This window comes from Sinorhizobium sp. CB7, assembly GCF_041357635.1.
Taxonomy (GTDB): Bacteria; Pseudomonadota; Alphaproteobacteria; order Rhizobiales; family Rhizobiaceae; genus Rhizobium.
The window spans coordinates 294,484-307,437 of record NZ_JAULLL010000005.1; the positions used below are offsets into that span (position 1 = coordinate 294,484).

General features: G+C 59.7%; 15 protein-coding genes and 1 tRNA gene. 11 read left to right on the forward strand and 5 right to left on the reverse strand.

The features are described 5' to 3' along the window. Window positions 1-176 precede the first annotated feature (176 nt). The 5 genes from AAE029_RS12140 (at window position 177) to AAE029_RS12160 (ending at window position 4,923) form a co-directional block, all read left to right on the forward strand. On the forward strand, window positions 177-1,223 hold the full coding sequence (locus tag AAE029_RS12140; protein ID WP_371073174.1) for an ABC transporter substrate-binding protein: 1,047 nt from the start codon (window positions 177-179) through the stop codon (window positions 1,221-1,223). 302 nt (window positions 1,224-1,525) lie between these two features. Further along, entirely contained in the window at window positions 1,526-2,470 is a 945-nt protein-coding gene (locus AAE029_RS12145; RefSeq protein ID WP_371073095.1) for a Bug family tripartite tricarboxylate transporter substrate binding protein, read from the forward strand. Continuing rightward, window positions 2,467-2,958, forward strand: a complete 492-nt coding sequence (locus tag AAE029_RS12150; RefSeq protein ID WP_371073096.1) for a tripartite tricarboxylate transporter TctB family protein — start codon at window positions 2,467-2,469, stop codon at window positions 2,956-2,958. The genes AAE029_RS12145 and AAE029_RS12150 overlap by 4 nt, the downstream gene beginning before the upstream one ends. A gap of 109 nt (window positions 2,959-3,067) precedes the next feature. Beyond that, window positions 3,068-4,585: a tripartite tricarboxylate transporter permease gene (locus AAE029_RS12155; protein ID WP_371073097.1), complete on the forward strand. Its 1,518-nt coding sequence runs from the start codon at window positions 3,068-3,070 to the stop codon at window positions 4,583-4,585. Window positions 4,586-4,752: 167 nt separating this feature from the next. After that, a complete protein-coding gene (locus AAE029_RS12160) occupies window positions 4,753-4,923 on the forward strand; it encodes a hypothetical protein (protein ID WP_371073098.1) in 171 nt (56 codons plus the stop codon). Window positions 4,924-5,090: 167 nt separating this feature from the next. On the opposite strand, the gene AAE029_RS12165 is transcribed toward AAE029_RS12160, so the two are convergent. Continuing rightward, window positions 5,091-6,185 carry a DUF475 domain-containing protein gene (locus AAE029_RS12165; RefSeq protein ID WP_371073099.1) on the reverse strand — a complete coding sequence of 365 codons (1,095 nt, stop codon included), beginning with the start codon at window positions 6,183-6,185 and terminating at the stop codon, window positions 5,091-5,093. Here AAE029_RS12165 and AAE029_RS12170 point away from each other — a divergent pair. Together AAE029_RS12170 and AAE029_RS12175 are read left to right on the forward strand one after the other, a co-directional pair. Then, window positions 6,165-6,362: a hypothetical protein gene (locus AAE029_RS12170; RefSeq protein ID WP_371073100.1), complete on the forward strand. Its 198-nt coding sequence runs from the start codon at window positions 6,165-6,167 to the stop codon at window positions 6,360-6,362. The two genes, AAE029_RS12165 and AAE029_RS12170, sit on opposite strands and share 21 nt — an antisense overlap. A 302-nt stretch (window positions 6,363-6,664) precedes the next feature. Further along, complete coding sequence (locus AAE029_RS12175) at window positions 6,665-6,913, forward strand: hypothetical protein (RefSeq protein WP_371073101.1); 249 nt, start codon at window positions 6,665-6,667, stop codon at window positions 6,911-6,913. A gap of 380 nt (window positions 6,914-7,293) precedes the next feature. Here the strand turns inward: AAE029_RS12175 and AAE029_RS12180 are convergent, their stop codons facing one another. Further along, the gene (locus AAE029_RS12180; RefSeq protein ID WP_371073102.1) at window positions 7,294-7,800 is read right to left on the reverse strand and encodes an MgtC/SapB family protein; all 507 of its coding nucleotides are present in this window, start codon (window positions 7,798-7,800) and stop codon (window positions 7,294-7,296) included. A gap of 526 nt (window positions 7,801-8,326) precedes the next feature. Between AAE029_RS12180 and AAE029_RS12185 the strand changes: the two genes are divergently transcribed. Continuing rightward, window positions 8,327-8,686 carry a hypothetical protein gene (locus AAE029_RS12185; protein WP_371073103.1) on the forward strand — a complete coding sequence of 120 codons (360 nt, stop codon included), beginning with the start codon at window positions 8,327-8,329 and terminating at the stop codon, window positions 8,684-8,686. A gap of 197 nt (window positions 8,687-8,883) precedes the next feature. On the opposite strand, the gene AAE029_RS12190 is transcribed toward AAE029_RS12185, so the two are convergent. Together AAE029_RS12190 and cpdR1 are read right to left on the reverse strand one after the other, a co-directional pair. Further along, window positions 8,884-8,958, reverse strand: a tRNA-Val gene (locus AAE029_RS12190). Between the two features lie 83 nt (window positions 8,959-9,041). Continuing rightward, entirely contained in the window at window positions 9,042-9,404 is a 363-nt protein-coding gene (gene cpdR1, locus AAE029_RS12195) for a response regulator CpdR1 (RefSeq protein ID WP_371073104.1), read from the reverse strand. Between the two features lie 189 nt (window positions 9,405-9,593). Here cpdR1 and AAE029_RS12200 point away from each other — a divergent pair, with 189 nt between their 5' ends. Together AAE029_RS12200 and hisN are read left to right on the forward strand one after the other, a co-directional pair. Continuing rightward, window positions 9,594-10,478: an N-formylglutamate amidohydrolase gene (locus tag AAE029_RS12200; protein ID WP_371073105.1), complete on the forward strand. Its 885-nt coding sequence runs from the start codon at window positions 9,594-9,596 to the stop codon at window positions 10,476-10,478. 234 nt (window positions 10,479-10,712) lie between these two features. Beyond that, complete coding sequence (gene hisN, locus AAE029_RS12205; protein ID WP_371073106.1) at window positions 10,713-11,486, forward strand: histidinol-phosphatase; 774 nt, start codon at window positions 10,713-10,715, stop codon at window positions 11,484-11,486. Window positions 11,487-11,653: 167 nt separating this feature from the next. Here the strand turns inward: hisN and AAE029_RS12210 are convergent, their stop codons facing one another. Next, window positions 11,654-12,628: an alpha/beta fold hydrolase gene (locus AAE029_RS12210; RefSeq protein ID WP_371073107.1), complete on the reverse strand. Its 975-nt coding sequence runs from the start codon at window positions 12,626-12,628 to the stop codon at window positions 11,654-11,656. On the opposite strand from AAE029_RS12210, the gene AAE029_RS12215 reads away from it, so the two are divergent. Beyond that, a complete protein-coding gene (locus AAE029_RS12215; RefSeq protein WP_371073108.1) occupies window positions 12,629-12,880 on the forward strand; it encodes a hypothetical protein in 252 nt (83 codons plus the stop codon). Window positions 12,881-12,954 lie beyond the last annotated feature (74 nt).

A 12,954-nucleotide genomic window follows, 5' to 3' on the forward strand; every position in this document is an offset into this window, starting at 1 on the left:
CGCATCTGGACTAGTGAGAATGCCTCGAACCGACGAAAAGCGCCAGAGATCAGCGATTTTTCCCTGCACGATCGTACCGCGCCGCCCGTATTTACGCGAGCCGGCGAACGCCCGCATCGCGCTTGCCCAATCTTTGGGGCTGATGCATTCTCCCTCGCATGAGGAGTGTTTTCATACTGCCGCTGCTTTTCTGGCCGTTGTCCGCGACGGCAGACGTGGTCTTCCATCCCGCGAAATCCGGCAATTCGGATGCGCCGGTGCTGACCGTCTATTCCTCGCTGGATGAACCACTGGCACAGCCGATGATCAAGGGGTTTCAGGAGGCCAATCCGGATGTGGCGGTCAAATACGAGGACATGCTGACCGGCGAGATCTATGACCGGATCGTACATGAGACCGATGCGGGAGAGAGGACGGCGGACTTCGCCTTCTCCTCGGCGATGGACCTGCAAGTGAAGCTCTCCAACGACGGCTATGCGCAGGTCAGCAACCTGCCGATGAGCGGAACATGGCCGAAATGGGCAAACTGGCGCGATACCGCCTATGCACTCACTTTCGAACCTGCCGTCTTCGTCTATCACAAGCCGAGCTTTGCAAAAGAACCACCGCCGAGCTCGCGGGCGGAATTTGTCCAGTACCTGAAGCGCAAGGGCAACGATGTCTATGGGCGGATCGGCACATACGACATCGAGCGTTCGGGCGTCGGCTTTCTGTTCATGGCCCGCGACCAGGAACAATTCGGTGATATCTGGTCGGTCGTGGGCGCCATGGGGGCTGCGGGCGTCAAGCTTTATTCGACCAGCTCCGCCATCCTGGAGCGTGTCGCCGACGGTCGCTTCGTGCTCGGCTACAATATCCTCGGCTCCTATGCGGCCGACTGGGCGTCGCGGCATCCTGATGTCGGTATCGTTCTGCCGAAGGACTATACGGTGGTGATGTCGCGGATCGGCCTCGTGCCGCAGGCGGCCGCGTCTCCGGATCTCGGACGGCGCTATCTTGCCTTCTTCATGTCGAAGGAAGGTCAGACGATCATGGCCCGGGAGCTGCAGATCCCTGCCGTCAGCCCGGAAGTGGCCGGCGAGAACACGGCAAATACGCTGCAGGAATTGCTCGGCGCGCAGCTTCGCCCCGTCCCGGTCAGCCCCGGCCTGATGGTCTATCTCGACCAGGTCAAGCGTGCACGGCTGATTGCCCATTGGAATGAGGTGCTGCGAACGCAGTAGACCTGTTGTTTCATGCATGTCATTGCCGCAAGACCGCTCCGCACTTTAGCGCGACATGCAGGTCGCAAGTCCCAAATTGTGGCAAAAAAGTGCCCGACCTGGCTGGATATCGGCCACATGTCAGCTAAATGTCAGCTTGTTGTGGTGCCTTTGGGCACTTCATCTTCGTGGAGGCGAAGACTTGAAGAGCCGGGAGGATTTGGTTGCCCGCCGGGAGCATCGCTCTCGAGAGGAGCATTCGTTTCCTCCTGACCCGGAACAACACGCGGCTTTTCGTGCTGCATCCCTACGGAGGACACCTCGTGAGACATATTTTCCTCGCAACTCTCTTTGCGGCCGCGATCGCATTGCCGGCCTATGCTGCAGATTACACCATCATCGCTCCGGCGGCCCCAGGCGGCGGTTGGGACCAGACGGCCCGTTCGATGCAGGCAAGCCTCCAGCAGGAAGGCATTGCCGGCAACGTACAGGTTCAGAACGTGCCGGGCGCCGGCGGCTCCATCGGCCTTGCTCAATTCGTCAATCAGTCGAAGGGCAATCCGAATGCCCTGATCGTCGGCGGTTACGTCATGGTCGGCGCGCTTTTGACCAACAAGTCGGCGGTCACGCTGAACGACGTCACGCCGATCGCACGGCTGACCGGCGAATATGAAGCGATCGTCGTTCCGGCCTCGTCGGACATCAAGACGATGGCCGATCTCGTCGCAGCGCTGAAGAAGGATCCGGGCGCGGTCTCCTGGGGCGGCGGCTCGGCAGGCGGCACCGACCATATTACCGCCGGCCTGATCGCCAAGGCATCGGGCGTCGACCCGACGAAGATCAACTACGTCGCCTTCTCGGGCGGTGGCGAAGCACTTGCCGCCATCCTTGGCAGCCAGGTCACCGCCGGTATCTCCAGCTACAGCGAATTCGAATCGCAGGTGAAGGCCGGGCAGCTCCGTCTGCTCGCCGTATCCAGCGAGAAGCGTATCGACGGCGTCGATGCGCCGACGCTGAAGGAAGCCGGTACCGATGTCGTCGTCCAGAACTGGCGTATGGTTGCTGCCGCACCGGGCCTCTCGGCCGAGCAGGTCGCCGCCATCAATGCCGACATCGAAAAGCTGCATAAGTCGGCAACCTGGCAGGAGACCCTGAAGACCAAGGGCTGGGCCGATACCTTCCTCACCGGCGACGCCTTCAAGGCGCAGCTCGACAAGGATGTCGCGGCTACCGCGGGCATTCTTAAAGAAATCGGACTGGTTCAATGAGCGGGGGTAATCTACCCCAGGCAACGAAGCGCCGCCCTGACTGGGCGGCGCTGATCATCGCCGTTTTCCTGTTCGTTCTCGCCGGCGTGATGCTTTGGGACGTTCTGCATCTCAAGGCGATCGCGCAATATGACCGTATCGGCCCTGCCACCGTGCCGGAGGTGGTCGCACTCGGTCTCTTCGGTCTCGGCATCTGGACTGCGGTCGAAGCCTGGCGGGGAGATTTTCCCGAGCGTGAACATCAGGAAATCGCACCGGTCATCTGGGTCATCGCCGGGCTTGCCGGCCAGATGCTGCTCCTGAGGCTTGCCGGCTTCTCGATCGCCACTGGCGTGCTCTTTGCACTGACCGCGCGCGCTTTCGGCTATCGAAAGCTCTGGCTCTCGCTGCCGGCTGGCATCGTCTTCAGCTTTTTCGTCTGGACCATCTTCTCGCAGTTGCTGCAGCTCACCCTGCCGGCCGGTCCGCTCGAACAGCTGTTCTTCTAGAGCGGTCCAGCGTTTCACGGAATCGCAGAACCGCTTCTTTGTTTTTACGCAATTCCGAACGGAAAGCCGCTGCGCACTTTTCCTGGAATTGCCTTAGGACGACAGACCTATGAGCACATTCGAATTCCTGTTCCAGGGCATCCTGGTCGCCATGCAGCCGATGAACCTGCTCTATGCCCTGATCGGCGTGACACTTGGAACCGCCGTCGGCGTGCTGCCGGGCATCGGCCCGGCCTTGACGGTGGCGCTGCTGCTGCCGGCCACCTACAAGCTCGATCCGGGCGGATCGCTCATCATGTTCGCCGGCATCTATTACGGCGGCATGTATGGCGGCTCGACGACGTCCATTCTTCTGAATACGCCTGGCGAAAGCTCCTCGATCGTCACGGCTCTCGAAGGCAACAAGATGGCGCGGGCGGGACGCGGCGGGCCGGCGCTCGCAACGGCTGCGATCGGCTCCTTCGTCGCCGGCCTGATTGCCACCCTCGGCCTTGCCTTCATCGCCCCCTATATCGTCAAGCTGGCGCTGGTCTTCGGCCCGCGCGAATATTTCGCGCTGATGGTTCTCGCCTTCGTCACCGTTTCGTCAGCATTCGGCGATTCGGCGCTGCGCGGGCTCACCTCACTCTTCATCGGCTTTGCACTCGCGATGGTCGGCATCGACCAGCTGACCGGGCAGGCGCGGCTTACTTTCGGCATACCGGATCTGCTCGACGGGGTCGAAGTGACGACGCTCGCCGTTGCCATGTTCGCAATCGGCGAGACGCTCTATATCGCCGCGCAGGGCAATCGCGGCGAAGACAAGGTCGAGACGATCAAGGGATCGCTGTGGATGAACGCCCAGGACTGGGGCAGGTCTTGGAAGGCCTGGCTGCGCGGTACGGTGATCGGCTTTCCGATCGGCGCCATGCCTGCCGGCGGCGCCGAAATCGGCACTTTCCTTTCCTATGCCACCGAGAAGCGTCTCACCAAATATCCGGAGGAATTCGGGCAGGGCGCGATCGAGGGCGTGGCCGGACCGGAAGCGGCCAACAATGCATCGGCGGCCGGCACGCTCGTGCCGCTCTTGACGCTCGGCCTGCCGACCACGGCGACGGCGGCGATCATGCTCGCTGGTTTCCAGCAATATGGGCTGCAGCCCGGCCCGCTGCTCTTTGCCACCAATCCGCAGCTCGTCTGGGGGCTCATCGCCAGCCTGCTGATTGCCAATGCGATGCTGCTTGTCCTGAACCTGCCGCTGATCGGGCTCTGGGTACGGCTGCTGACGATCCCGAAACCCTGGCTCTATGCCGGCATCCTGCTCTTTGCCACGCTTGGCACGATCGGCGCCAATCCGTCGGTCTTCGAGCTCGGCATGCTGCTCGTCTTCGGTCTGCTCGGATACATCATGCGGCTCTTCGGCTATCCGATCGCGCCGACGGTCGTCGGTCTCATTCTCGGGCCGCTTGCGGAGCAGCAATTGCGGCGGGCGCTGGCGATCAGCCAGGGGGACGTGACGACCCTCGTCATGTCACCGATCGCAGCCGGCCTCCTGATCGTGGCCGCAGCCGCCTTCCTGATTCCGCTCATCCTGAGGATCAGGGGCAGGGGTGAAGTGCTTTCGCAGCTCGCTGCGAACGAGGACTAAGATTAAGAATAAAAACCAGGAAATGACCCAAACTTGTGCAGGTCGGCCGCAGAGATGCGCGCCGGCCTCTTGTTTTTGCATAGCTGGAGTGAGATTCCGCTCCTTGTGAAAAATGCTGCGGTGCATCACATCTTACTTGTAAATAATGAAACGAAGTGAGAGAGACGATGTCTACCTTCCGCAAGTCGATCAGCGCCGGTTTCCTTGGTCGCGCTTTTGCCGTGATCGGTGCCGCAAGTGCCGTCAGCGCAGCCGTCGAAGGCAAGCGCCGGCCGCGCGCCAGCGATCTGGAGACGCTCGGGATCGATCCCAAGTCCTTCGAGCATTACGGTCGTTGATCCGAGGCTGAGACATTCACACGAAAAAGCCCGCTGCTTGAACTGACCCCCGAAGTTGATGTCCAACTTTCGGGGGTCAGTTCAGACAGCCGGGCTTTATTTTTGTCGTCACGCGGAAGGGTGAACTCAATTGACGGGCACCGAGATGCCCGTTTTGTGCCCAAGCTTCAGGCTTCGGCTCTTTTGTGCTCGACAGTGTGCCTTTCTTCCGCCTGCTCCCGCCTGTTGTAGCGGATCGAGGACCAGAGGGAGACGCCGATAAGCGCGGCGCCGCCGAGGCCGGTAATGACCTCCGGAATATGCACGAGTGTCTGCACATACATGATCACCGACAGGATCAGGATGGCGTAGAAGGCGCCGTGCTCCAGATAGCGATATTCGGTGAGCGTACCCTTTTCCACCAGCATGATCGTCATGGAACGGACATACATGGCACCGATGCCGAGGCCGATGGCGATGATGAAAAGGTTCTGCGTCAGCGCGAAGGCGCCGATGACGCCGTCGAAGGAAAAGCTTGCGTCGAGTACCTCGAGATAGATGAAGGCACCGAGACCGCCCCGGGCGGCGGCGTTCATCGCCTTCTGTGAGGCATCGAGCAGCCCGCCGACGACTTCCACCAGAAGAAAGGTCACAAGGCCATAGATGGCGCTATGGACGAAGACTGTCGCTTCTTCCCCTTCGAGCAACGAGGAGAACAGGAGCACAAGGAGAAGCACGAAGGCGATCTCGATGCCCTTGATGGTGGCGGAGCGCGCCATCATCTTCTCCAGCGAGACGATCCAATGGACCTCTTTTTCATGATTGAAGAAGTAGGTCAGGCCAACCATCATCAGGAAGGTGCCGCCGAAAGCGGCGATCGGCAGGTGTGCCTCGTTCATGATGCGGGCATATTCGCCGGGCTCCCGGGCCGCCAGCACCAGCGCCTCGATCGGCCCGATATTGGCTGCGATCGCGACGATCGCCAGCGGGAAGACGATACGCATGCCGAAGACAGCGATGACGATGCCCCATGTCAGGAAGCGATGCTGCCAGACCGGCGTCATTTCCTTCAGCTTGTTGGCATTGACGATGGCATTGTCGAAGGAAAGCGAAATCTCCAGCACGGCCAGGACCGTGCAGATGAAGAAGACGGTCGCCATGCCGCCGATCGTGCCGGTCGACTGCCAGCCGAGCAGGGCACCGAGGATGAGACCGAGAGCTGTAACAATGAAGGCCCAACGGAAATAACCGAGGCTCGACTTATGACTGATCGGTTGTTTCATGGCTGCACCTCACAGCCGGAAACCGTGGTTGAAAAAATGGATGTCGAAGGGACGGGTGAAGTGGATAAAAACGGCATACCACAAAGGGCATGCACGCAAGGCATGGTCAGCTTTTTCATAGAAAGAAAATCCGCCGGCTCATTTGCAGGCGGTACCGACATCACGAGAGCGCCGTAAAAACTCTCGCCAGAGGGGCCCGGCACCAAAGTTTCTTCCGCGCGGCCCGATGTTGCGCAAGGCCCGAAAATCGGCCCGATTTTCGTAAAAGCCTATGCGCCCACCCAAATTCCACAGTGACTTCAGAACCCCAGGCCAAAGATCGACGACCAAAGGCCCGCCGCTGTGAGGGCGCGCGAAACATTTTCATAGGTAATGAACTTGCCTTTTCAGTCAAGAGGCCGAGGGGCCGGTGCTGGTGATCCGGAACAAAATGACCTTCCGTCGGTTATGCCAAGGTAGAGGCAAGAAGGAGGGCGACCATGCAGACCAATTACACACCCGACAAACGGACCGAAATGGCTGATCGCATGAAAAGGGCGCGTCCCAATCGTATGCGCCAGGTTCAGGTTCTGCCGCCGCATAATGTCGAACTGACACTGCCGTCGGTCGTAACCGACGATATCCATGTGCCGGCCCATGTGGATGGCAGCGACTTATCCAGGGGCGGACCATGCGGAACGAGCGCCGGGAAGCAGGATGCGAAACCCACAGCCAAGCCAGGGCGCTGATCTCTCCTGCCGAAAAATCTCGCAAGCGGTGGAACCAACGCCAGGGTGAGAGAGTTTCCTGCCCGGTCCAAATGACGTCAGCAAAAACGGGTGAGGAATGAAGACTATTGATTTTGTGTCCCCGGAGTTGTCCATCCGGCACGAGAACGAATGGCTTGCTCTCAAGGAGGCCGCAAAGGCGGAACTCCCATCCGAAGGGCGGGGAAATTCGTCGCAACAATCCACACATACATATGAAGAATTGAGAGACCAGGAGCCGCAAGGCCGCGCGTCGGCTTGATGCCGGCGATTGCCCATCGAATTCCCGCATAGCGCCATGCAGGAAAAGCCGTCAGGCCGGTAAGCCGTGACGGCTTTTTCGTCTTAACCGGCAATGCCCTTCAATCGCCGGGAGGATTGGTGTCCTGGTGCTCCTTGCCGAATCTGCTTTCGATCCAGCCGAGCGCGAAAAGAACGCAGAGGGCGACAATTGTTGTGAACAGCGCGACGGGCCAGTAACCAAAGCCCATGGCAAGGCCGATCGCGCCGGAAAGCCACATGCCTGCGCCCGTCGTCAGCCCCTTAACCTGCCCCTTGGCGAAGACGATCATCCCGGCTGCCAGGAAAGCCACGCCGGCGGTCACAGCCTCGATGACACGCATCGGATCGATGCGAACCTGCTGAACATTGGCGAAGTCCGACATGTGCACGGCCTCGATCGAGATGATGCCGAAAAGGGCCGCGGCCAGGCTGACCAGAATATGGGTGCGAAGACCGGCGGAATGCTTCCCGGCCTCCCGCTCGAAGCCGATCAGCCCGCCGAATACGATCGCGCCGACAAGGCGAGCGAAGATCACGGGGTAGTGGATGCGCGATTCCGGAAACATGTCGGCAATGATGAGATCCATGGGTGTCGTTTGCTCCTCAATACCGATGCGGCAGACGGGGGCCTTTTTAGTTATCCGGCTAACGCGTGGCGGACCGATTTGTTCGGACTGACAGACACTTGGAATTTGGAGACGCTCAAATATTCTCTGGATCCAGCAGAAGCGGATCTCGAAGATAAAATTGTGGTGAGCAGTCTTCCCTTGGTATGATCCATGGCGGGTAGGCGGGACCTTTCTGCACATGCAAACCGCACCCGGAACACCTTCTTAGCGGTAGATCTTTACCGCTGCCCCGACCCAAAATCGGAAGTATTTGCAATAGGATAGCGAAAAGCCTCGCCGCCTGCGAGCCTGATCGTGAAACGCGCTTTGACGGATGCCTTGAAAACGGCAATTCAAAGGCCGGATTCATGAACAATTTTTGATGTCTTTTCAGTGGTTTACTCCATTGGACTCGCCATGGGAGTGCGCCAATTCCATTTTCGCAACCTTAGACGATCCCCCTGCAATGGCAGCCGACCGTCACAAGAGACGAAAGGATAGCATCATGAACCGCACTGCTAAAATTGCCATCGCCGCAGCTCTCTCCTCGCTTGCTCTTGCCGGCGTCAGCCGGGCGCAGAGCCTTGGCATGAATACCACACCTGACATCGAGCAAACGCTCAGAACCTTCCAGGGTAGCGCCTTCAACATCAAGCCGATCCACGACTACGCCAGCCTGGATGGCGACACGAACGCCCCAGCTTCTGCGCCGGAGCGCTCGATGTGGGCAATCGACGGGATCCAGGCCTCGATCGACGCCAACCGGCCGCTCGCCCGTGAGCTCAGCCAACAAGGCGTCAGCGTCCGCAATGTCGTCAACGCAGAACAGGCCGCCGACGGCAGCCTGACCTTCTACGTCCGTTGATGCTTCGGCATAGGCGGCGCTGAGATTCCCCGCATCGCAATATCCGTCGCCATGGTGGTTTCTTCGTGTTACGCGGAACCATCGTGGCGACGGGGAGTGCCAAGACCGCGAGCTTGGTGCCAGGTGCCCGAATTTGGCACAGCGCGATACCGGAAATGACAAAGGGCTCAGCGAGTTCCGCTAAGCCCTTGAAAGGATGGTGGGCGTGACAAGGATCGAACTTGTGACCCCTACGATGTCAACGTAGTGCTCTCCCGCTGAGCTACACGCCCATCCGATGGCGGCGCATAGACCACAAAACCCGTTGTGCCGTCAATAGGCTTTTTTCGGTTTTGTGACGATGCCGCCGGAGACCCTATGCGGCAAGGAGTTTGTTGACCTCGTCGACCAGATCGCGCAGGTGGAAAGGCTTGGAAAGCACCTTGGCATCCTTCGGCGCCTTCGAATCGGGGTTGAGTGCGACGGCCGCAAAACCGGTGATGAACATCACCTTCAGGTCCGGATCGAGTTCGGTCGCGCGGCGCGCAAGTTCGATGCCGTCCATCTCGGGCATGACGATGTCCGTCAGAAGCAACGAGAAGGGTTCCTCCCGCAGCCGGTCATAGGCGCTGGCTCCATTGTCAAAGGACGAAACCTTGTAACCGGCTTTCTCCAGCGCCTTCACCAGGAAGCGGCGCATGTCGTTGTCGTCTTCGGCAAGAAGTATTTTCTGAGTCATTATCGGCCCGTTGTACAAAGATTTCCGTCGGAGCTACCGGCCGTTTACACTAGAGGCGGCCCAGTAAACAACCCGTGAATTCGCCAGGAATTGGCTGCGTGTTTCCATCCACAGATAGTATGGACTTGTGTGCGAGCAACTGGCAACATGGGCGACGCAGTAAACTTGCCGACATGGTAAAGAGGTAAGATGTCTCCGCACATGCGCGAATACGAGCTCTTTGAGGTTCGCGAACCGGTTTCCCAAACAATTCCCTTCGTCTACAATTCCCCTCACAGCGGTCGCATCTATCCCCCCGAATTCATCGCTCAGTCACGGCTCGAAGGGGCCGCCATCCGGCGTTCGGAAGATCATTATGTCGACGAGCTGTTTTCGGCGGCGAGCGAGCTTGGGGCGCCACTTCTGTTCGCCAATTTTCCGCGCGCCTATCTCGACGTCAACCGCGAGCCTTACGAGCTCGACCCGCGCATGTTCGACGGCGTGCTGCCGCCCTTTGCCAACATCAATTCGCTTCGCGTAGCAGGCGGGCTCGGCACGATCCCGCGCATCGTTGCGGAGAATATGGAGATCTATATGCGCCGCGTTCCCGTGCAGGAGGCGCTGGACAGGATCGAGTTGATCTACAAGCCCTATCACGCAACGCTCAGGCGGCTGATCGCCCGCACCCATGTGCAGTTCGGCTTCGGCGTGCTCATCGATTGCCATTCCATGCCTGGTAACATCCGCATTACCGGCAGCAACGTGCGGCCGGACTTCATCATCGGCGATCGCTACGGAACCAGCGCCTCGGCCGAGCTTTCCCGGGCCGCGATCCATTTCCTTGAGGAGATGGGCTTTGCCGCCATCCGCAACAAGCCCTATGCCGGCGGCTTCATCACCGAGCATTATGGCCGGCCCGCCCGCGGCCTGCATGCGCTGCAGATCGAGATCAACCGCGCGATCTATGTGGACGAGGTAACATTGCAGAAGCGGCCGGATTTTCACACGGTCGCCAACGCCATGACGTCCTTCATTCAGCAGATGGCCGATTATGTGGAAGAATTCGCCGGCGGCAGGGCGCTGGCAGCCGAATAGGCGATTGCCGCATATTTCAAAAAAAACCGCTCCGGAGAGCGGCTGAGTCTAGGGAGGAAACACCCAAGGAGGGTATTTACAGTCAAAAGACTGTATGAGGATGCTATTATTGCAATGCACAAATGTCAAGCATTTTATTGCGTTGCAAAAGAAAAAGGCAGGAGCCTCGCGCATTTGCAAGCAACCGAATTTCCGCTATGACTTTGCCGCTCCCGACAATCGACCGGATCCGCCATGCTTCCAGACCGCGCATTCTTCAATCGTCTTGCCGAGGTCGCCAAGGCCGAGACGCTGCCGCGTTTTCGCACCGGCGTCGATGTCGTCAACAAGCTGGCGGGCGGTTTCGACCCGGTGACGGAAGGCGACCGGGCCGCGGAAGAGGCGATCAGGGCCCTGATCGAACGGGAATATCCCGATCACGGCATCCTCGGCGAGGAGCATGGCGATATCGGTCTCGATCGGGAATATGTGTGGGTCATCGATCCGATCGACGGCACCCGCGCCTTCATCTCCGGCCTGCCGGTCTGGGGAACGCTGATCGGCCTGCAGAAGGCGGGTCGCGCGATCATGGGCATGATAGACCAGCCCTTCACGGGAGAGCGCTATTTCGCCGACGGCAACGGCTCCCTCTATTCCGGCCCTGAAGGCGAGCGGCGGCTGATGGTGCGCGATTGCGGACGTCTCTCCGACGCGATCCTGTTCACGACCTCGCCGCACATCTTCGGCGAAGACGAGATCAGGAAGTATCGCGCGGTCGAGACGCAGGTGCGGCTCTTCCGCTACGGCATCGACTGCTACGCCTATGCGCTGCTTGCCGCCGGTCATGTCGACCTCGTCATCGAGAATTCGCTGAAACCCTATGACGTCGGCGGCATCATACCTGTCATCGAGCAGGCTGGCGGTATCATAACGACCTGGGATGGCGGCCGGCCGGAAATGGGCGGCTCGATCATCGCGGCCGGCAGCCGCGCCGTGCATGAAGAGGCGCTTGCGATTCTATCGCGGTAGCTGTGAGCTTTTGGGGAGGGCGAATGGGCCGTCCGCGGCATTTGAATTGCGATCGGAAGCTATCGGATTCGCTGAGAGTTGCCCCTCACCCCAGCCCTCTCCCCGCAGGCGGGGCGAGGGGATGACCGAGCAAGAATAAACCCCTTCGCCCTGTGCAAACGGACTCCCTATATTCCAAGACTGGTCACTTCGACCTCCTTCTCGGCGTCGCTGCCGGGTATGAAGGCGTGAAGGGCGGCAAGTGCGGCTCCTCGATAGAGATCCCTTTCCTGAAATATCTCATGACGCGCGCCGGTGACAGGGACGAGCTGGGCGGCCCGGAAATAGCGGGACAGGCGTTCCTGTGCGACGTAGGGAACTACGCCGTCGCGAACCGGGGCAATCAGAACCGTGGGGATCGTGATCGAGAAGAGATGCTCCGGTTTCGTGACGCGATCGATGGTTTTAAAAGCTTCGTAAAGCCAGCGTGCGGTCGGGGCTCCAAGGCCGAGTTCCGGGTGGATCTGCATCATCGCGACATTTCGGTTGAAACGGGCTTCGTCCGATGTCAGCGGATTTTCCGCGAAGGGCAGTTCCGGCAAGCGGCTTCTCAGGGGAAAGGAGCCCAGCCCGAGCCTGCAGGCCGTGCCGGCGAGGGAACGGATGACGCCCGACGAGGCTCCCTGTCCCGTCAGGCCGACGAAGGGCGCGGAAAGCACCATGCGTTCGATGCGGGTCGAAAGGCGAGGTGCCGCCGAAAGCGCTATGAGACCGCCGGTGGAATGGCCGAGCAGGTAAAAGGGGAGGCGGGTGTCGGGCAGAACGATCTTTTCAAGAAAGGTGCTAAGATCCCGCTCGTAATCGGAGAAACGGCGGACATGGCCAACCGCCGGATTCTTCAAAAGACGGGAGGATCCGCCCTGGCCGCGCAGGTCGAAGGTGGCCACCCACAAGCCTCTCGCGTTCAGATCGCGGATTGTCTCGAAATATTTCTCTATATATTCGTTGCGCCCTTGCAGCAGGACGACAGTTCCCTTGGCGACAGGCTCGCTCGAACGGAAAACGCCATAGCGCAGCTTCAGGCCGTCATGTGTCTCGACGAAGCCTTCGACACGGTTCTCGGGGGCCGGATTGTCGGGCGTGGAAAAAAGGATCGGATCCATGTGGCGTCGCGCTCGCTGCCGGAAAGCTTCTTCTCAACGGATAGCGCAAGCGGATTGAAAAGCAACAATCAAAAACTTGGGATGGATGATCGCCGTTTGCAAGAGGCCGGCGTCCGCCGGCAAAAAAAGGCCGGCGCTGCGGATTGTAGAGGGAACCGCAAGCCGGCCAGGGATGGAGCGGTTAGCCGCTCCGGACTGAAGAAGAAGGGACGATACGCTTCAGTCATCGGCGATTTCTCATCCGATAGCTAAAGTTTTACCGTAAACAGGCTGAACCATTGCCAAACCGTTCGTTCATCCTGCGTTCATCTTTCGCGCCGGGTAGC